General features: G+C 47.9%; 18 protein-coding genes. 3 read left to right on the top strand and 15 right to left on the bottom strand.

Annotation, left to right across the window (positions count from 1 at the left end; genetic code table 11):
- Positions 1-95: 95 nt before the first annotated feature.
- From nadE to MKX40_RS03230, 3 genes are all read right to left on the bottom strand, one after another.
- On the bottom strand, positions 96-905 hold the full coding sequence (nadE, locus tag MKX40_RS03240; protein ID WP_339239406.1) for an ammonia-dependent NAD(+) synthetase: 810 nt from the start codon (positions 903-905) through the stop codon (positions 96-98).
- A 138-nt stretch (positions 906-1,043) separates the two neighbouring features.
- Positions 1,044-1,478 (bottom strand): BrxA/BrxB family bacilliredoxin, encoded by a 435-nt coding sequence (locus tag MKX40_RS03235; RefSeq protein ID WP_278297014.1) that lies wholly within the window; start codon positions 1,476-1,478, stop codon positions 1,044-1,046.
- A gap of 221 nt (positions 1,479-1,699) precedes the next feature.
- Positions 1,700-3,394, bottom strand: coding sequence for an ATP-binding protein (locus tag MKX40_RS03230; protein ID WP_339239405.1), 1,695 nt, complete (start codon positions 3,392-3,394; stop codon positions 1,700-1,702).
- Positions 3,395-3,588: 194 nt separating this feature from the next.
- On the opposite strand from MKX40_RS03230, the gene MKX40_RS03225 reads away from it, so the two are divergent.
- A complete protein-coding gene (locus tag MKX40_RS03225) occupies positions 3,589-4,857 on the top strand; it encodes an NAD(P)/FAD-dependent oxidoreductase (RefSeq protein ID WP_339239404.1) in 1,269 nt (422 codons plus the stop codon).
- 182 nt (positions 4,858-5,039) lie between these two features.
- On the opposite strand, the gene MKX40_RS03220 is transcribed toward MKX40_RS03225, so the two are convergent.
- From MKX40_RS03220 to MKX40_RS03195, 6 genes are all read right to left on the bottom strand, one after another.
- A complete protein-coding gene (locus tag MKX40_RS03220) occupies positions 5,040-5,426 on the bottom strand; it encodes a hypothetical protein (RefSeq protein ID WP_339239403.1) in 387 nt (128 codons plus the stop codon).
- A gap of 112 nt (positions 5,427-5,538) precedes the next feature.
- Positions 5,539-6,786 carry an ABC transporter permease gene (locus MKX40_RS03215; protein WP_339239402.1) on the bottom strand — a complete coding sequence of 416 codons (1,248 nt, stop codon included), beginning with the start codon at positions 6,784-6,786 and terminating at the stop codon, positions 5,539-5,541.
- A 19-nt stretch (positions 6,787-6,805) separates the two neighbouring features.
- Positions 6,806-7,537 (bottom strand): ABC transporter ATP-binding protein, encoded by a 732-nt coding sequence (locus tag MKX40_RS03210; protein WP_339239401.1) that lies wholly within the window; start codon positions 7,535-7,537, stop codon positions 6,806-6,808.
- Positions 7,538-7,701: 164 nt separating this feature from the next.
- Positions 7,702-9,519, bottom strand: coding sequence for a hypothetical protein (locus tag MKX40_RS03205; RefSeq protein WP_339239399.1), 1,818 nt, complete (start codon positions 9,517-9,519; stop codon positions 7,702-7,704).
- A 49-nt stretch (positions 9,520-9,568) separates the two neighbouring features.
- Positions 9,569-10,918 (bottom strand): hypothetical protein, encoded by a 1,350-nt coding sequence (locus MKX40_RS03200; protein WP_339239398.1) that lies wholly within the window; start codon positions 10,916-10,918, stop codon positions 9,569-9,571.
- A 211-nt stretch (positions 10,919-11,129) separates the two neighbouring features.
- The gene (locus tag MKX40_RS03195; RefSeq protein WP_339239397.1) at positions 11,130-12,461 is read right to left on the bottom strand and encodes an MFS transporter; all 1,332 of its coding nucleotides are present in this window, start codon (positions 12,459-12,461) and stop codon (positions 11,130-11,132) included.
- 399 nt (positions 12,462-12,860) lie between these two features.
- Here MKX40_RS03195 and MKX40_RS03190 point away from each other — a divergent pair, with 399 nt between their 5' ends.
- The gene (locus MKX40_RS03190) at positions 12,861-13,322 is read left to right on the top strand and encodes a MarR family transcriptional regulator (RefSeq protein ID WP_339239396.1); all 462 of its coding nucleotides are present in this window, start codon (positions 12,861-12,863) and stop codon (positions 13,320-13,322) included.
- A 455-nt stretch (positions 13,323-13,777) separates the two neighbouring features.
- On the opposite strand, the gene MKX40_RS03185 is transcribed toward MKX40_RS03190, so the two are convergent.
- The 3 genes from MKX40_RS03185 to MKX40_RS03175 form a co-directional block, all read right to left on the bottom strand.
- Positions 13,778-15,283: an MDR family MFS transporter gene (locus tag MKX40_RS03185; RefSeq protein ID WP_339242901.1), complete on the bottom strand. Its 1,506-nt coding sequence runs from the start codon at positions 15,281-15,283 to the stop codon at positions 13,778-13,780.
- Between the two features lie 119 nt (positions 15,284-15,402).
- Positions 15,403-15,975: a GNAT family protein gene (locus MKX40_RS03180; RefSeq protein ID WP_339239394.1), complete on the bottom strand. Its 573-nt coding sequence runs from the start codon at positions 15,973-15,975 to the stop codon at positions 15,403-15,405.
- A 197-nt stretch (positions 15,976-16,172) separates the two neighbouring features.
- A complete protein-coding gene (locus MKX40_RS03175; RefSeq protein ID WP_339239393.1) occupies positions 16,173-16,469 on the bottom strand; it encodes a hypothetical protein in 297 nt (98 codons plus the stop codon).
- A gap of 184 nt (positions 16,470-16,653) precedes the next feature.
- Between MKX40_RS03175 and MKX40_RS03170 the strand changes: the two genes are divergently transcribed.
- Positions 16,654-17,151 (top strand): GAF domain-containing protein, encoded by a 498-nt coding sequence (locus MKX40_RS03170; protein ID WP_339239392.1) that lies wholly within the window; start codon positions 16,654-16,656, stop codon positions 17,149-17,151.
- A gap of 152 nt (positions 17,152-17,303) precedes the next feature.
- On the opposite strand, the gene MKX40_RS03165 is transcribed toward MKX40_RS03170, so the two are convergent.
- The 3 genes from MKX40_RS03165 to MKX40_RS03155 all read right to left on the bottom strand — a co-directional run bounded on the left by MKX40_RS03165 (position 17,304) and on the right by MKX40_RS03155 (position 20,391).
- Entirely contained in the window at positions 17,304-18,077 is a 774-nt protein-coding gene (locus MKX40_RS03165) for a TipAS antibiotic-recognition domain-containing protein (RefSeq protein WP_339239390.1), read from the bottom strand.
- A gap of 372 nt (positions 18,078-18,449) precedes the next feature.
- Positions 18,450-19,874, bottom strand: a complete 1,425-nt coding sequence (locus tag MKX40_RS03160) for an aldehyde dehydrogenase family protein (protein ID WP_339239389.1) — start codon at positions 19,872-19,874, stop codon at positions 18,450-18,452.
- A gap of 94 nt (positions 19,875-19,968) precedes the next feature.
- On the bottom strand, positions 19,969-20,391 hold the full coding sequence (locus MKX40_RS03155) for a universal stress protein (protein WP_339239388.1): 423 nt from the start codon (positions 20,389-20,391) through the stop codon (positions 19,969-19,971).
- Positions 20,392-20,402: the final 11 nt, after the last annotated feature.

The following is a 20,402-nucleotide window of genomic DNA, read 5'->3' as shown; positions in this document are numbered from 1 at the left end:
ACTGTGTGAGCAGTGACTCTTTTGCATTCCCTAAGAGGGAATGTATTTCAATATTGGTGTTAACAGCTTATAACAAGCTTGCTCATCCATCCGTATTAGATACCCGGAATGGCATTGCGTTTGTGATGTGTACGCGTATAGAACGCTTCGAGGCGCTCTTGGGCAGCCGGATCGATCTGTTTTCCTTCGAGATAATCACTGTTCGCTTCATACGAAATTCCCAGCTCATCTTCGTCCGTCTGACCTTCCCATAGCCCTGCAGATGGTGCCTTGTCCAAAATAGCCTGTGGCACTTTCAAATATGCTGCCAGCTGGCGTACCTGACGTTTGTTCAGCGTGCTCAGTGGTGTGATATCGACAGCACCATCGCCCCATTTGGTATAGAAGCCCGTGATGGCTTCGGACGCATGATCCGTACCTACAACGAGCAGGTTTTCTTCAAACGAAAGCGCATATTGCATCACCATACGAGTTCTCGCCTTAACGTTACCTTTGCCTTGGTGAGTCATATGGCGTGGGCTGCCCAAGGATTTGAATCCTTGCTCCACTTCCAGTGCAATCTCGTTCACCGCATCTTCAATATTCGTTTCCACAACATGCTTCAGATCGTATGCTTTCGCTACAGCGTAGCTGTGGTCGATATCGGATTGTTCACCATAAGGTTGGAACACACCCAGCGTTTTGTACTCTTGTTTATTCTCTTCCGTAAGCTCGTCCGTCGCTTTTTTGCAAAGCGCCGTTGCCACTGCACTGTCAATACCGCCGCTGATCGCAATCAGCAAACCCTTGGCACCCGCATTTTTAACATACGTCTTCAGAAAATCAACACGCTTGCGTACTTCCTCTTCTTCATTAATGCTTGGTTTAACCTTCAATTCAGCGATGATCTGTTGTTGCAAACTCATCGTTCACACACCCCGTTTCTAAATTAATGAAATTTGATGTCCATCTTGAAAGGTCCGAATGGTTCAATAACCTTATCTATCCAAAATGAAACGCCCCGGCATCGGTGATCCGAAGGGCGGGGCGTTCTATGGAGCGAATTAACGGCAATAACGTTCAAATGCATTTGTCAGATCAGCCGCAATTTCCTCTGCAGAACGGTCTTCCACTTGATGACGCTCGATAAAGTGAACAAGTTCTCCGTCTTTCATCAGAGCGATGGACGGTGAAGATGGAGGATACGGTGCAAAGAATTCACGTGCTTTTGCAGTTGCTTCCTTGTCCTGACCAGCAAATACAGTGTACAGGTGATCCGGTGTAATATCGTGTTGAAGTGCTTGGGACACCCCTGGACGGCATTGACCTGCGGCACATCCGCAGACAGAGTTAATGACAACCAGTGCTGTTCCTTTTGCATCTGGAAGACTTGCTTCCACTTCTTCAGGAGTACGCAACTCCTGGATTCCTAGACGAGTTAACTCATCCCGCATGGGTTGAACCATATCTTTCATGTATTGATCAAATGACATTGACATTCGGTTTCACTCCTTATAAATGGTTGTTCTATGATCTCGATCGAATTAAAGGCGAATAACTCTCCAAAACAACGTTACATTCATATCGAACATTATGGATGTAATGATGTGCTATTCCTATTATACATCCATAAGCAATGAAAGCAAGATTCAGAAACCGCCTGCGGAAAGGCTTCTTCTATAATATTATGTCTCATTGTCTGGCAAAATATGCTGAATGACTAACGTTCAAATGCCACTTTGAAGGTGGTACCCTGACCTTCCTCCGATTCCACAGTGATGGTTCCATTATGTCGTTCCACAATACTCAGGCACATCGACAATCCAAGTCCGGTTCCCTTGGCTTTTGTCGTGTAAAAAGGTTCAAACAGCTTTTCCTTCTTCACCCGGGGTATACCCGGTCCTGTGTCACGTACACACAGTTCCACCTTATCATCCACGATCCGCGTTTCCAGCGTAAGCACACCCTTCTCATTCATGGCTTCCATCCCGTTACGGGCCAGGTTCAATACCACCTGTTTGATTTCCTTTGAATTGAGATGCAACTTCGGCACATTATGGGCGAGCATGAGTTCAATACTCTGACCACGCAGGTTCGCATCCGCCCATAACAATGGACTGAGTTCATGGATGATATCGTGCAGCTGGGATTCCTCTTTCTCGGCAATACGATTCTGAGCCAGAGACAAAAAATCATTAATGATACTGTTGGCCCGATCCAGCTCTTCCAGAACGATCCGGTAATAGTGATCCAGGGAGTCCGGACTCTTTTCCTGCATCAGTTGAAGAAAGCCCCGCACAACTGCCATGGGATTACGCACCTCATGCGTAATGCTTGCAGCCATCTGCCCTACCAGACTGAGACGATCCACATTATCGAGTTCACTTCGCAGCATCTCAAGCTCCGTGATATCCTGAATGATCAGCATGGCTCCTGTTACTTCTCTCGCAGACTCTGTTGAAAAGGCATAGATCGGAACGGTTCGGGATTGCAAGACGTTTGCACCGTAACGAACGGTCAATCCACTAATCTCACCATGAACGACGGCTCTGCGAATGCTTTTATCCATCTTGTCCGCCTGACCTTGTTCAACAAATTGAGTGGCAGGCTGTCCAATGAGATCAGGGGTGGAGGTACAGGGAAGCTGTTCTCTTGCCATTTGCTTCATCATCTCATTGACAAACATCACTGTGCCTTGTTTATCTACGGTGGCAATGGAGAGCGGCACTGCGTTCAGAATCTGATGAAGTTTCTCCGATTCGTCTATGTATCGGTTGTGTACTTCCGAGAGATGCTGCTCCAGTCCGCGATAGTGCTTCATCCGTTCCAGCCATAGCAGACTCAGAATGCCTGCAACAATGGCTCCTGCGGTATATCCAAGAGCTGTAAGTATCAGGTAGGTTGCAGAGTACGTGGATTCATTCTGGAGGGATGCGATCCATAACAGACTCGTTACAACCAGTTCCATTGTAATTAGGATAATGAGGATCGTCATTTTGCGTGAAGGTGTATTATGCTTGAATCGTTTGGCAGACAACCATACAATAGGATAGAGAAGAATGCCCGTATGAAGGAGAAATCCGTACAGATCATAGGGATGCGCAAACAGAAAATAGAAGAGAATATGTAGAATGGACAGCGTTACGCCTATAGCGGTCTTACAATACAAAATAACAAGTATCACAGGTACAATACTTAATGATATGGGTACAGCTACCGGGCTTGCATAGAGTGCAAATAGCAGACACAATAGCATGCTCAGGGCACTTGTCACAGCAAAACTGGTATAAACGGTTCCGGCATGATCCATTTTGGCAATAGCCCGCTTGGAGAGTACCAGACGGAATAAGGGAATCAGAAATACCGCCGTCCCTGCCAGCAGTACTTGTAAAAGCATGTCCTTTAACGCAACCACAATGCCATCTCCTCCTCTGCCTGCACATTCCCTCATGTATTTCTGATTAAAACATAGGCGACAGTATATTACAATATATCCCTTAAGACTGCACAATAGAACTGCCTCAACTCCATTATATTTCAGAAAAAGCCAGGAGTAGACACAGTTTACGTAAAACAGACAAAATCAATGAAAAAAGAGGGTAATAACATATGTATGATGTCATTGTAATTGGTGGCGGATCCGCGGGCCTGATGGCTTGCGTTGCAGCTGCCGAGCATGGAGCATCCGTGCTTCTGCTGGATAAAGGAGATCAACTGGGTCGTAAACTCGGCATATCTGGCGGAGGTCGATGCAATGTAACCAATGCCAAGGAAACGGATGAACTCATCCGACACATTCCGGGTAATGGACGCTTTTTATATAGTTCATTCCAGAATCTGGACAACCAGGGAATCATGCGTTTCTTCGAGAATCTCGGAATCGCCCTGAAAGAAGAAGACAACGGCAGAATGTTCCCAGTAACCGATAAAGCAAAAACAGTTGTGGATGCGCTGGTAGGCAAAATTGTCTCCCTCGGCGTTGAGATTCGTACCAAAGAACCGGTGAAGGAACTCATTCAGAACGGTCAGCAAGTACAGGGTGTTAAATTGATGTCCGGCAAAACGATCCTTGGACGTTCTGTCATTATCGCTACTGGTGGCAAATCCGTACCTCAAACCGGATCAACCGGAGACGGTTACCCCTGGGCTGAGGCTGCGGGTCACACGATTACGGAGTTGTATCCAACCGAAGTGCCTATTGTATCTGGGGAGAGTTGGATTCAATCCAAAGAACTGCAAGGTTTGTCATTGAGGGATATCGGCTTATCTGTATTGGACGCCAAAGGAAAAACCGTCATCTCCCATCGCGGGGATATGATCTTCACGCATTTTGGAGTGTCTGGACCGGTTGCATTGCGTTGTAGCCAATTTATCCGCAAAGTTCAGATGAAGTCTGGAAACCCGCAGGTCATCATGAGCATTGATCTGTTCCCAGAGCTGTCCGCAGGTGCATTGGAAGCACAGGTTCAACAGGTATTGGAACAAGAGTCCCGCAAGGCTGTCAAAAACATACTGAAAACATGGATTCCAGAGCGCATGATTCCATTAATGATGAAACGGGCAGAGATCAGCGATGACCTTACATTCCACCATTTCCCCAAAGGCATGTTAAGCAACTTATGTGAGTTAATGAAAGCTTTTACCTTCCGTGCAGACGGAACGAGATCACTCAAAGAAGCCTTCGTCACTGGGGGAGGAATTCACTTAAAGGAAATATACCCAAAAACAATGGAATCCAAGCTGCTGCCTGGACTATTCTTTTGCGGTGAAGTGCTGGATATTCACGGCTACACCGGCGGGTATAATATCACTGCTGCTTTCTCCACCGGATATACGGCTGGCATGCATGCGGCTGAATATAGACACGCTACATTATAGTAGAGGTTGTTCAAAAAAGTCCGCTTTTGAATACAACTCATGCCTACTGGCATCATCAGCGATGAATTGCTTCAGATGTCAAAAACCCCGATATCCACTGTCTGTGGAGTATCGGGGTTTTTGGGCATTATTCCATTTTAGTAAGACGGAACGAACCACTCTTAGCTTGTGATCTTTCCCTTCTATGCCTTGACACTGCCTGAAAATCCATCAGCCGAATCATCGTATGTCGGGTCCTCGCTATAGTTATGTCTGCCCTGCTCCGTCTGGCTTCCCTGGTTTCCGCTCGCATACCCCTCATTCCAGTCCTCATTCACGAGATGAGCCGGAATTGATATGTTCTGAAACTGATCCAGTTCTTCCGTCTGCGAGGCAAATACGGCACTTCCCCCATGAGATTGTACAATCTCTACAGCAGACTGAGGATCTTGGCGATCTGTGGGGATATACAATTCCAGCGGGCCAGACTGATATGGCTTATATCCCAATTCCTCCAAGGTTGCCTTGGCGGCATTCAACGCTGAACCGTCTGAGAAATGCACCTGTAGTTCGCTATTATCCATCATCATTATCTCTTCCTCCTTGCTACAGCTAATCTCTCATCACCCATAGATGAGATTCTTCTTCTATAGCATGGTCAGTTATAGCGCGTGATATGCTCTAACTTAGTAAGGAATTCCTTTAGGCACGTGTAAGCCGAACCCATCCAGCAATAGATAATACACAAAGTCCGAAGGCCACCGCCCCTGCAGCTGTCAGAATACCCACGATCCAGCCGAGCCAGGCCAATCCCAGCGTGAATCCCATCAGAATACCAATCGGAACGAACAACATTCGAACCATCATAGAACCTGCACGATGCAGGGCCTCCGAGTCATACGTTATAAGCTGAACATAGTCCGACGTTGCAAAAACATCCCAGGAACGATAAAACATCACCGTCAACATGATGATTAATAACGCACACACGATGACATTGACCGGAAAAGGGGGTAATGCAACTGCTGCAATGGATAGTCCGCCAAGCTGCAAATACAATTTCATCGTGGCCGAGTTCCGAAAAAACGCCTTGAACGCAATCTCTGCTGTCCGATTCGCGATGGAACGATTGCGTAACAATTTCCGTGGTTTGCGGAAGATTATGGACCGTGTTCGTGGAGCTTTCGGCTTGCTCACCGCCCGACTTAACATTAGAGCTGTAAGCTGCAGCCTGCTCCGCAGATCCTCTCGTACATCCCCTTCAAACGTTCCCTTCATTAACAGCCTCATCTGTCCAACGGTAATCAGAAGAAGCATGATAAGCACGATGCCAAAGATAATCTTCCACGTCTGTTCATGTATCCATGATGTCGCATGGATGGTCATATAACCTATGCCAATCACGAGAGGGACCATCCGAATCCAGCGTCGCCAACCCGTATATCGAACCTTCGTGATATGTAGTGTTATGGCTTGAAATGAAGCTACTGCGCCGAACCAGACAGCCATAAGTGCAATCTGGAGATTCGACATCTCATAGACACGGGACCACAGAGGAGCAGCTAGTGCTGTAACCAAGATCATCTTGCCCAGATGTTGCAGACAGGACCGGTAGAGCCCTTGCCTCATTAGGGTGCGCATCCACAACGACCTTGATTTCAAAAACAATACATCCGCTTCCTCCACAAATATCAGCACACCCCCGGTAAGCATGACCACGTCAATTAGCCCGGTCAGTACGGGAAGTGGTAATCCTGTTGCCCATGCAGGCAGCATTTTGGTCCATAAACTCATGTACCACCCAATCAGATAGAGCAGACCCGGAACAAGCAGGTATACCCACACCGTCCAATCCACGACGAGTCTGAGGTTTTTCATCTGCTCCCTGAAATGCTCTTTGCGTCTTCGCTTGTATAAACGAAGTGGTGTATAACGCCGGGAAGTTTCCATCCTCTCTCACCCTCTCTATCTAAGTCGTCAGTATATCAAAACAGTCGAACAAAGAGGCTCCCGGCAGTCCTGCCACTTCACGGATCTCATCCAATGTACCCTCGGCAGCAGATCTGCCAGAAGCAATCAGAATAAATCGGTCGCAGATTCGTTCAGCGGTATCCAACACATGCGTAGACATGAGCACACCCGCACCACGGCGGCGTTCATCATCAAGTAATTTCAGAAAATCCTTGGTTGCACGGGGGTCCAATCCGATGAACGGCTCGTCCACGATATAGATATCCGGCGAAGACAGAAAACCGATCATCAGCATCATTTTCTGCCGCATGCCCTTCGAAAAACTGGCTGGAAGATCATTCCGAACGTGGTCCATGCCGAAGCGAACCAATAGCTCCTCCGCTCTGGCGACAAAGACCTCTTCTTCCATTTCATACGCTGCTGCGGCCAGATCAAGATGTTCCCATAGGGTCATATATTCGTAAAAAACCGGTTGCTCCGGGATATAGGCATAGCGACCATCTCCCCCAATCGTCACTTCATAGTTTGCATGTTCCAGCAGACCAAGCAGTGTTTTGATCGTGGTACTTTTGCCCGCACCATTTGGACCGATAATACCTACCAGCTCTCCTCGCGCCACATTCATTCGAATATTGCGAATGGTCGATTGTCCTGGCTCGTATCCTGCCTCTGTAATATGTACGTCCAATATGGACTCCTGTGTAACTGTACCTCCATGCTCTATCTTCATATCGAACACTCCTGTTCTGATTCGGGGCTTATTAGATCAACTCATTTTATTGTATACGAGTTGTGAGCTGTTTGTTTGATCATTTTGAGCGTTTTTATTTCGGCAAAAAAAGAAGCAGGGGTTCCGGAGCCCCTGCTTCTTCATATTACAGTGAAAATCTCATATTACCGATTTGTCTCCACCACAGATGTAGTTTCACTTTCTGCATCCGCATCTACGTTCAGACCCAGATCCAAGCTTCCACGACTTTCATTCGCGAAGTTACTGCTCGTGTTGCGATCACGGTCATTCACGCTGTTGTTGCGTTCAGTTTGAGCCATTGTTGCACTCTCACCTTCCGATTTGGCGTTCAGACCCAAATCCAGCGCACCGCGGCTTTCATTCATGAAGTTACTGCTCGTGTTGCGATCACGGTCGTTCACGCTGTTGTTACGTTCAGATTGAGTCATTGTTGCACTCTCACCTTCCGCTTTGGCGTTCAGACCCAGATCCAAGCTTCCACGACTTTCATTCGCGAAGTTACTGCTCGTGTTGCGATCACGGTCGTTCACGCTGTTGTTACGTTCAATTTGAGTCATTGTTGCACTCTCACCTTCCGCTTTGGCGTTCAGACCCAGATCCAAGCTTCCACGACTTTCATTCGCGAAGTTACTGCTCGTGTTGCGATCACGGTCATTCACGCTGTTGTTGCGTTCAGTTTGAGTCATTGTTGCACTCTCACCTTCCGCTTTGGCGTTCAGGCCCAGATCCAAGCTTCCACGACTTTCATTCATGAAGTTACTGCTCGTGTTACGCTCACGGTCGTTCACGCTGTTGTTACGTTCAGTTTGAGTCATTGTTGCGCTCTCACCTTCCGCTTTGGCGTTCAGACCCAAATCCAGCGCACCGCGGCTTTCATTCATGAAGTTACTGCTCGTGTTGCGCTCACGGTCGTTCACGCTGTTGTTACGTTCAGATTGAGTCATTGTTGCACTCTCACCTTCCGCTTTGGCGTTCAGACCCAGATCCAAGCTTCCACGACTTTCATTCGCGAAGTTACTGCTCGTGTTGCGATCACGGTCATTCACGCTGTTGTTGCGTTCAGTTTGAGTCATTGTTGCACTCTCACCTTCCGCTTTGGCGTTCAGACCCAGATCCAAGCTTCCACGACTTTCATTCATGAAGTTACTGCTCGTGTTACGCTCACGGTCGTTCACGCTGTTGTTACGTTCAGTTTGAGTCATTGTTGCGCTCTCACCTTCCGCTTTGGCGTTCAGGCCCAGATCCAAGCTTCCACGGCTTTCATTCATGAAGTTACTGCTCGTGTTACGCTCACGGTCGTTCACGCTGTTGTTGCGTTCAGTTTGAGTCATTGTTGCGCTCTCACCTTCCGCTTTGGCGTTCAGACCCAGATCCAGCGCACCGCGGCTTTCATTCATGAAGTTACTGCTCGTGTTGCGCTCACGGTCATTCACGCTGTTATTGCGTTCAGTTTGAGCCATTGTTGCACTCTCACCTTCCGCTTTCGCGTTCAGACCGAGACCCAGCGCTCCACGGCTTTCGCTCGTATAGCTGCTGTTTACGTTCCGACCATCGCCGCCTCGTGAATAATCGCTCATCGTTGTACCTTCTCCCGACACATTGGCATTCAAGCCAAGGCCTAGCTTGCCAGAACTGCTACGCTCAGCAGTGTGGTCGGAAGAATGATCATTGTATCGGTTCGTGCTCTCTGAGGATAAGCCGGCATTGAGTCCAAGATCCAAATTCAATGCTCCGCTTGCACTGGATGAACCTCCATAGCTACCATTGGTACCGTAACCTGTGTCCCGGTGTCCTGACAGAAGAGATCCCAGTTCCAGACGCAAACCTGCATTCAGATCCAGATTACCATTACTGTTATTGCTATAGCTATCTGCGTAAGTTGCCTGCGAAGCTCCCAGCAATCCAGCCACCAACGTACCCGACAATACCGACAATTTTACCCAACGATTCACTTTTTTCATGATTATATACACTCCTTCTCAATTTTGGTTGAATTAACGCCAATGTTGTCTATGAGAAAGAGGTATATTGCGGCGGTCGTCCCGGTGGTGCCTGTGACCATTGACTGAACCCATCCAGGCGTTCCATTCGGAAAGCAAAATCATAATCCGGCGTAACCAGACCTGTTGTTGCTCCCGGAAGTGCAGCTGCTGGAGCGGTTGCTCCACCTCCAGTTACACCTGACGCACCGGAGCTTGTCCCGGCGGAAGCATTCGCTGCTCCGGGAGAAGTTGCCGCAACAGACCAACTTGTTGGTCGTTCTGTGCGAGGCTGCAATGGAGATGCTGCATTATCATCATCTTGTTTCGAATTGGCTTCCAGGTTGCTCCGCACTTGTTCAGTGACAGATGGTTTAACAGTGTTCTGATCCACGAGGAATAACTCGTTATCAGGCAAATCTGCATTGACATCGGAATCCTGTGTCAGATCGGTTCCGTCAACAGGCAGTGCCTGCGGGACAACAGGTTGTTCTGGACGTACTCCTGGTTCCGGGGTGACCTCAATCACGTTGCCCGTAACCTGAACTGCGTCCTGCCCTTCCACGTTGTTCTGTGATGAAACAGGATCTGCGAGTGCACTCGTATTGGAAGTTTTAACATTCGGTGTTTTGACGACCGGCTGTTGTTCCGGAGTGACTACAGGCCGTTCCGGCTTCACACTTGGAATCTCCACCTTCTCCTGATCAGGATTGAGTTCAGCGGATACGTCTACAACAGGAACTTCTGCTTTCACAGAAGGTAGCTGGACATTCCCCTTACTCAGATCCACTTGAGATGAAGAGATATTGACCGAAGTAACCTCGGGTACATCCACCTTCACGGAAGGTAATTCAACCTTACCCTGCCGAAGGTTAGTTTTCACAGCAGACGTCTCTGCCTTGATTACCTCGGGTACCTCTGCGGTAACCTCGGGCAAGGAAGCTGTACCTTCGTTCAGATTCACCTGACTGCTTGATACATCGGCTTTGATCACCGGCGTATCCGCCTGTACAGACGGCAGTTCAACGGTTCCCTCCTTCGCATCAATACCTATCTCTGATGTTCCGGCCGATCCAAGCGGTGTATCTACTTTCAGCTCAGATACACTCAGCTTACCTGTGGATTCATTCGCTTTGATCGACGGAACTTCAACATCCAATAATGGTGTGGACACCGATACCGACGGAGTCAGGTTCAACCCGCCATCCGAATCGCGTGAGAGCAGATTCAGCGACAATCCGCTGGACGGTTTTTCAGAAGATATCTGAGCATCATCCGCATACACATGCGAAGATCCAAACCCCAGCATCAAGGTCCCGGCAAGTATTGCCAGTGGTATGCTTCCAAGACGTACTATGGATTTTGGTAACTTTACATTCAAGTTGCTTCACCCCCTTTCCGCTACTGCGTTGGTTGGTGGGACAAGGCATATGAGTTTTCCCCTAGGAATAATTAGAATACAGGGATTTCTGCCTGTTCCTCATTAAACGTGAAGGCGTTTACTCAAACGCATTTTAATCAAAAACTTTAAATTTGAAGTAAATTCAAACCTTCATTTCAATTGTTCTAACCTGAACAGATCCGGCATGTTTTTAGTCGCCTGCAATCATGGTCTTGGCGGCAATGGAGCCATTCAGATCGGCTTTTTCCCTGTTGCGTCTCATCAAATAAATCAAACCAAGCAGGGTCAGCAAAATACCTGAACAGACAAAAGCTGGCACTACACCGAATGAGGTGACCATGAATCCACCTACCACCGGGCCCATAATATTACTGGCTGTCATAATGCTGCCTACCGTTCCAAATACCCTGCCTGTCATTGGCTCGGGTGTCTGTTCCTGCAACAGGATTTGAAAGGGTACAATCGCAAACCCAATTCCAACACCTGCCAAGGCAAAGAGGGATGCTAGCAGCAGATTGGCACCCAGCCCGGCGTGCGGCCAAATTCCAACAATAACACCGGCTCCGCCGATAACCAGACCCATGAGTATGGTACCCAGACCCATTTTCAAAACATGCCCTGCATGCTTCCACTTCCGCACACTCATCGCTGCAATTAATGTACCTACACCACTGGCCGCCACACACCATCCCAGCAGATCACTTGAAATTCCGGGAAGCTGTCTGAATAACACCACGGTCTGTGAATCGGCAAATTGCAGAAAAAGTATGGCTGAAGCAAGCAAGATCAGAGACGTTCCTACATGAGGGAGAGATGCGAGCATGCGGATGCCCTCCTGTGTATCCTTCCAAAAAGAGTCTTTAGGGCGGTTGCGAACACCCCCAGCTGTCTCTTCCTCTACTTCTGTTACGTTATGAATTGCAGATTGGATCACCCGCGTTCCAGGAATCCACAATAAAATGATGCCGGAAATCAGAAAAGACGCTGAATCGAGAACAAAACACCAGGTGATGCCAAAAGCGGCTACCAACAGCCCACCAAGCGCTGGACCGATAATTTTGGACATCTGTTCAATGATTGAGCTAATGGATACAGCTTGCGCAAGCTGCTCATGAGGTACAATTTCTTTCAGTTTTCCGTTCTTCGCAGGAGAAAAAATGACATCGAACAGGGATTTGAGGACAAGCAGTAGGTAGACATGCCAGATCTGATCAGCAAAAATCAACGCACCCACGATGATGATCCGTGCACCATCAGCTACAATCATCAGCCATTTTCGGTTCAGACGATCTGCAAGCGTGCCCGCGAATGGCCCTGTCAACAGAACAGGTAGTGCTGCAGATAGTGTGACAAATGTAATCTCCCATGGCGTTGCATTCCAGCGGATACCCACGAGGGTCAGGATTGCGAGCAGATGCAGCCAATCTCCCAGATTGGAAATGGCCTGAGCTACCATCAATGTTACAAAAGATCGGTTATTCTTCAGCGGTCGATGTCCTTCAAACGTTAAATCACTTGTCATGCTTCTTCTCCCCCATTACCTTCCGAATTCATGATATGAACTCATTATAAGAGAGCAGGGCTTGACTCAACCTCCTGCCAGAGGCGGAGAAGAAGCGGCACCTCAAGGATGATTTTTCGGTATGGTGAATGATCAAATTTTAAATGCTAAAAATGCAAATCTTGTGACATATCGCATGTTTTTCGTAGAAATAGAAGTTTACAATTAAACCATGGTGACAACCTGAATCTTCAAACATAACTAACCAACTAACCAACACATATAAGTTGAAATTATTTTTAATATGAACAGCATAACGATGGGGATAACAGTGATTGGAAGGTTGTTCTATGCCCATCGTGGTAGGTTGTAACTTCATCATTTCAACTTATAAAACTAATCTGAAAAGGCGGGATCAGCATGCTGGAATTACAAGAAATCGGAACCGAACGTTCACTTCATCTGTACCGCACCTTGGCCCAGACATTCAAGAGCGTGAATGAACACGCTGTATCCGGAAGCAAAGTGCATGGCTTCAACCCCACCGCATACGGGGTGCTCGAAGTGTTATATATGAAAGGAGCTCAGCCGATTCAACAGGTTGGTGCACAGCTTCTGCTGCAAAGCGGGAATGTGACCTATGTGATTGATAAGCTGGAGCAAAAAGGATTGTTGCACCGCAAACATTGTCCGCAAGACAGACGGATCATTTTTGTGGAACTAACGGAAGAAGGCCAGCGCACCATGGATGACATCTATCCAGGTTATGCGATGAAGATCGATCGTGCTGTCAGTGGACTGAGTGAGGAAGACAAGGAATTGCTGTCCGAACTTTTGGGAAGGCTTGCACATTCTGCAGACCGTTTATCAGTGAACAGCTAGAGCTTATCTTCGAACCAGCCGAAAGCTGGAGCGTAACTGAATGTTCTGGAGCAGATATGGAGCGGGAGTCCTAACGAACCTGTGACGTCATATTCAGGGGTTTGAAGCGCTCGCAGCATTTTAAGGAATCTGACACACGCTATCCTTGAATAAACAGCCTTATACAAAGTGTTTTTCAGGTGATTTCGGGACATAACGTGTCTCATGTTTCTTACAATTTAAAAAGAGCAGCAGAAGGCCAAATAAGATGTCCTCCGTTCCTTAGAAATTCGTCATTCGTCTGGACGATTCACCAGGATGAGCGTGTACTTCAAAATGCTTTTGACTCGGACATCCTCCAGCGTATCCCTCTCCTGAGTGAAGGTACACTCTAGTCCAATGCATGTGTGCCAATCAACAAAAAAACCGGATTTGCCTGACATCGGCGAATCCGGTTTTTCGTATACGTCCACTTTTTACTTCGAGCCTTGAGGTTGCGGTGGAGCATCTGCATCTTCGGGTACAATTAAACGTTTGCGTAGAGCAAGCGTCGTTACCCAGGAGACCAGTGCAATGACAAACATAATGACAAACAGGGAATGCAAGCTTCCTTCCAGCACACTCCGCAGTAGCGCCCACTTATCATCCGATAGCGCTGCATCCGTATGTGGTGCGAGCAGTTCGTTCAGATCATTCTCCGATATTCCGGCCTCAGCCAGATTCTGCTCACTCGACAACGTGGAGATCCGATAGTTCAACCAAGTGCCAAAAGCTGCTGCACCAATCGTCTGTCCCAAGGTACGCATGAACGTATGCAATGCCGTAGAAGAGCCACGTTCCTTATATCCTACGGAAGACTGCGAGATAATGGTAAAGATCGTAAACGCAAATCCGAAGCCGAGACCATAAATAAAGGTCAAAATAAATAGCACAGCCTGCGGGGATGTCCCTCCCACCAGAAAGAGCCCACCCGATCCGACCGCAATGCCGGTTACTCCAATCAATGCGGTCAACCGTGATCCAATCTTCATCAGCAGACGACCTGCGAGCACACTACCAATGAGCCAACCGACCGACATCGGAGCGAGTAGCAACCCCGATTCAGTCGCATTGCCTCCCCGAACCCCCTGCACCCAGAGCGGCAAATAACTGGTCAGACCGATCATCAGGGTACTGGTTAACAATCCGGCGATATTCGCCACACGAATGTCCCGAATTCGGAACAGATGTAGTGGAACCATTGGGGCCTGAGCTCTTTTTTCCACCACAAAAAATAAAATAATAAACAGAGCGGCAACCACACTCAGTCCTACAATCAACGGAGAACTCCAGGCATAATACTGCCCACCAGCCGACAGGATAAATAACAATGCGGTAATGCCCACCGTGAAGGTCAGCGCACCGACATAGTCAATTTTGGCTGTCCGTGGAGAGATATCTTCCTTCAGGTAACGAAATACAAACCACATCGCGAGCAGTCCAAACGGCACATTAAAACCAAAGATCCACTGCCAACCAAGATTGTCTACAAAATAACCGCCAAGCAGCGGTCCTGCCAAAGACGAAATCCCCCAAACGGAGCTGATCCAGCCCTGGATTTTGCCACGTTCTTCAATGGAGTAGATATCCCCAATAATCGTAAATGTAACAGGAACTACCGCCCCCGCACCAATCCCCTGAATAGCACGGAAAATGATCAATTGCTCCATATTCTGCGACAGACAGCATAAGAGTGAACCCAGCAAAAATAAGGCACAACCAATCAGAAATACAGGCTTTCGTCCATACAAGTCACTAATTTTGCCGAAAATGGGCGTACTCACAGCCATCGTCAGCAGGTATGCAGTGAAAATCCAGCTCAGCAGTTGTACACTCCCCAACTCACTGACAATGGTAGGCCCTGCCGGACCAATTACGGTGCCTTCAATCGCTGACAGAAATGTTGCGAGCAACAGCCCCGTCAAGATGAAACTGCGCTTCAAACCTCCAGTTGCATTCACACGAACCCTTCTCTCTTTGTTCTCTATATAATTGGTGCTTCTCCAACTTTGTTCTGTTTCTTCGTTTACGTGTAAATAAAAAACAAATATATACTGTCTCTTTATTTACCTTTCTTGCGAAGAAACTCATCATACAACATCGAATACATCACCATATCCTTGTATCCGGTGGATGTATGTTGCACCTGACGCAGCAGCCCTTCTCGCGTGAAGCCGCGGTTCGTCAGGAACTCACCGGAAGCCACATTACGCGGATCAACCAGCGCTTCAATTCGATTAAGCCCCATGGTCTCATACCCGAAGGGCAGCAATGCCGAGAAAGCCTCTGTCATATAACCGTGACGCCAATAGTCCCGTCCCAGCTCATAACCGATTTCCCCACGGAATGCGCCTTCAAGCTGCCATGTGTTAAATCCACAGCTGCCAATGAGCTTGCCTGTTTCTTTGAGTTCGATCCCCCAGCGGATCGCGTCCTCTTCCCCTGCCATTTGGTTGAGCAGTCCAATCATGTCCGCCGCTTCGCTTGTCCCAATCATGGGTGCAAGATTCATGTAACGGGTCACCTCGCGATCTGACCAGCATGCGAACATCTGGGCCGCATCCCTGCGACGCATTTTACGCAGACGAAGCCGCGCAGTCTCCATTTCGGGAATTCTTCCTTTGCATTTATACATATAAGACACTCCGATCCGATCCATCTCCGCAGACCATAAGATTCATTAGTCATCTAATCATAACCTGCGCCGAATGGCAACTGTTCAGTCACGGATACACGTCAAAAAACCGGGCCAATATCGCTCCCGGTCTTGTTGTCCGTATGGATCCATTCAAGTTTGAATGAATCACGTCATCGTGCTTGTCCGAATAAATTCTAGGCTTTGGACGTTTTCTTGTCCTTCGCCAGCAATTCGTCGCTAACCCGGCCAAGTACGGTGGTGATTTCCTTGAATTCTTCAATACCAGTCCCGGTTAGGCTCCATTGGTCCCCGTGGGCGGTCAGGAAGTTCTCCTGTGTCAGGTGTTCAAGCTCCTGCTTGATCTCCCGCTCTCCAACGCGATATCCCCGTTCTTCCAATAGGGGCAGCGCCTCGCTAACGTTCAAATCCTGATTTTGGGCGAAATATAGTAGATGAATCCGTACAAATAGATTCTGTACCTCTGCATGCATAAGCCAAGCTCCTTCCCGGGTTGTAGCCCTCCGTGGTTGCTAAGTAATTACCCCACGCGAGAAGCTGAGAAACAGGAGGATTCTTCTGGTATTCTCTTGCCTTTCCGAAATCCTCCGCTTGACTAACCGCATACTCTGCACTATCTTGAAAATAAGTACCATTTTGCTCGGGAGGGTGATTTACATGTTTCAAGCTGTTTCCTATGAAGGAACACGAAGTGAGCAGCACACCGCCGTCCTGGGACAGTTAAGTGCTCTGATCCGCGATGAACCTAGTGCGATTGCCAATCTGGCGAACGCTGCTGCGCTGCTCAATGTATTTATGACCGACACCAACTGGGTCGGCTTCTATCTGTATGATGGAAAAGAACTGGTCCTCGGACCATTCCAAGGACTGCCTGCCTGTATCCGAATTCCACTGGGACGTGGGGTATGCGGCACATCTGCTGCGGAAAAACGTACCCTGGTCGTTGACGATGTTCATGCCTTCCCAGGCCATATTGCCTGTGATGCAGCATCGAACAGTGAGATTGTTGTACCTATTATCATAAACGGTGAACTGTACGGGGTGCTGGATATCGACAGCCCGATCAAAAACCGTTTTGATGACGAAGACCGCATCTTCCTGGAGAAAGCCGTAAGCCTGCTTACTGAGCAGTTGGAAGCAACCGTATCTATTTAGGAAATGATGAACAAGGTGATCGGAGACTTCATCACACACGATGGTGAATGACCTGTAATAACAAAGAGCGCAGTCCTCCTAGAGGTCTGCGCTCTTTGTTATCCAAGTTGTTTCACACCCATGTTCTTGCTCGCCCATGTTACTTTATGCATCTAGGATAGATCGTGTTCCGCTTTAATCATCATCCCGTCCCGCAGGAATTCAGCCAGCCTCGGGTGGTAACCATCATACATCTGGCGGAAATTTTTATGCTCTACATACAGATTGGCCAAATCCCGATAGATCTCAGCAGTGGGTGTATAATAACCTTTGATCCATTCAAGATGCCTGTCAATAATCCGTTGCACTTTCGCACTACCGGGTTCCAATCCATCCTCAATGGCCTGTTGCAAGTCAAGATGAACCTGATCAATTTTCGCTTGGGAATCCAGATAATCTTCTTTCGATTTTAACTCCTGGTCAGACTTCTGAACGTCCTCTTTCTGCATTCGTTTCACATCATTATTGACAGGGTTAGAACCCGATTCATTTAATAACTGATGACGCCCCTTATCCACAAAACCGATATACAGCTCATGTTCGTCCATTTCCTGTTCTCCTAGCAAATGCGCGATCGTTTTGTCCAGTGTCTGAATCAAACCATGCAAGCGGAGTGCCTTCTCCAGAATCTCAATGCGATGCTGTTTCATGATGCGTATGACATCCTGAGGATCATCCCTTAGCATAGGGCCAATCTCATTTTCCTCCATACCTACTTCCTTACAGAAAAGGATTTGCTGGAGTCTCATTAATTCCTGCTTTTCATAATAGATAGCTTCATCCGAATCCCCAAAGGCCGGATTCAGAAGACCTGTCTGCGCATACTGGCTCAGTTCGTTCAGACTTACGCCTGACATTCCTGATACATCAACCATGGAATATGCCATTTGAATACACCTCCTGCCTGTCCTGCAACTCCAGAGTTCAGGCTTATTATTTCATACTGCATTTTATTTGAATAATGAGAGAATATAAGACTTTCGGCAGTGCTGTACCGCTTCATTCCGCTCGTGCTATGGTTGGGTACATCATGCTTCGGTAATATGAGCGGCGTTTGGTCAGTTAAGTTGCGGTATGTTAACTATGTTATACCCGTCTCATCAGATGTGAACCCGCAGTCAGTGAAGAATCCGTATGTATTTTTTAAACTTTTTCCATGATCTTCAATTAAAAAATCCTGTGCCACTATTCTGGCACAGGAGCGTGTAGTTATATTTTTCCTTAACATACGGTATATTGAATAAAATAATGGAAGAAAGTTATCCTTTGTTAAACATGACAAACTTCAATTCTGTCATTTCTTCTACTGCATATTTTACACCTTCACGACCGATACCGCTCTGTTTCACACCGCCGTAAGGCATATGATCCACTCGGAACGTGGGAATATCATTAATCATAACTCCGCCTGCTTCGATCTGATCGACAGCATGGAGGGCGGTATAAATATCGTTTGTAAATACCCCTGCCTGAAGTCCGTAGATAGAATCGTTGACATGTTCAATACCCTCTTCAACGGAATCTACCGGATTGATCACCACGATGGGTGCAAACACTTCCTGGCAGGATACCTTGGCATCACGTGGAACGTTCACCAGCACCGTTGGACGCAGAACGCCTCCTTCAGCTTGACCGCCTGCTGCCACTTTAGCCCCGGCCTGTTTGGCTTCTTCAATCCAGTCGAGTGTACGCTGTACATCCTTGGAGGTAATCAGTGCAGACACCACCGTATCCGGGCTCAGTGGGTCTCCGATCACCACTTGTTTAGCCGCTTCAGCGAAACGCCGGATGAATTCTTCCGAGATATCACGATGTACGTAAATGCGCTGTAGGGAAATACATACCTGTCCCTGATACGTAAAAGCACCCGTCACACAACGCGGAACCACTTTGTCCAGATCTGCGTCCTTATCCACAATCACCGCTGCATTCGACCCAAGCTCCAATGTGACGCGTTTGAGTCCTGCTTTGCTGCGAATGCTCGTACCTACTGCTGGACTGCCTGTAAACGTAATATGGGCAACACGAGGGTGTTCAACAAGCACATCCCCAATAGTTTTACCGTCACCACTCACTACGTTCAGTGCACCATCCGGCAATCCGGCTTCCTGAAGCAGATTAGCGATGTAATAGGAGGAAAGGGGTGTCTGCTCCGCAGGTTTGAGAACAATGGTATTGCCTGCTGCCAGCGCTGGGCCTACCTTATGTGCTACCAGGTTCATTGGAAAATTAAAAGGCGTAATCGCACCGATGACACCTAGAGGTTGCCGCATCGTATAGCCGATACGCCCTTCTCCCCCTTTGGCTGCATCCATCGGAACCGTCTCACCGGTCAGCCGCTTGGCTTCTTCGGCGGCAAAACGATACGTTTCCACCGTACGGTCAACCTCGGCCAGTGCTGCGGTAATCGGCTTCGCCGCTTCAAGCGCAATGATTCGCGCTGCTTCTTCCTTGCGTTCTTCAAGCATGGAGGACAACTTGTACAGAATATCTGCACGCTGATGTGCAGGCATCTGGCGCATTGCCTTCCCGGCCTGAACCGCAGCTGCAACAGCAGCCTCCGCTTCCTCGGCTGAAGCCGACGAGACTTCTGCCAGCGTTTCCCCGGAGTATGGTGCTTGAAGTGCTATATAATCTACGGATTCGGTCGGTTTGCCACCGATGAACAGATGTTGTTTTTTCATATGCTGTATCCTCCATCCAATAATGACTACAAGAATATGGCGTTATATTACCTTATCTATTTATACACTACTTTTGGCCCCTCAACCCACTCACTTATTTAACCGTCAGGACAGGGCACTCTGCATGTTTTAATACGCCATGGCTGACACTACCCAAAATCATCTCTGCGAGCATGCCTTTCCCGCCTGTACCTATTACGATCATTCCACAATCTCGTTCGCGCGCCACACGACAGATCTCATTGACGGGATCACCCGCAATCAGCAGGGTCTCATATGCAACGTCTCTCCCAGACAACTGTCTGGTCACAGGTTCTATGATATGTTTCCCTTCTTCAGCAATCCGAGCTTCCAAATCAACACCCAATGCAGGCTCATTAATAGAGATAGCAGGATTGACATGCACGATCAACAGACTTGCGGGTTGTTTCATATCCTCAGCCAGAATCAGCGCTTGCTCCAAAGCCTTATGCGCATGATCCGAACCATCAACAGCAACCAATATACGTTTCAGCATTGCAATTCCTC

Source organism: Paenibacillus sp. FSL R5-0517 (genome assembly GCF_037974355.1).
Classification (GTDB): domain Bacteria; phylum Bacillota; class Bacilli; order Paenibacillales; family Paenibacillaceae; genus Paenibacillus.
The sequence above is the reverse complement of the archived record's forward strand: the minus strand, read 5'-3'. Positions and strand labels throughout refer to the sequence as shown.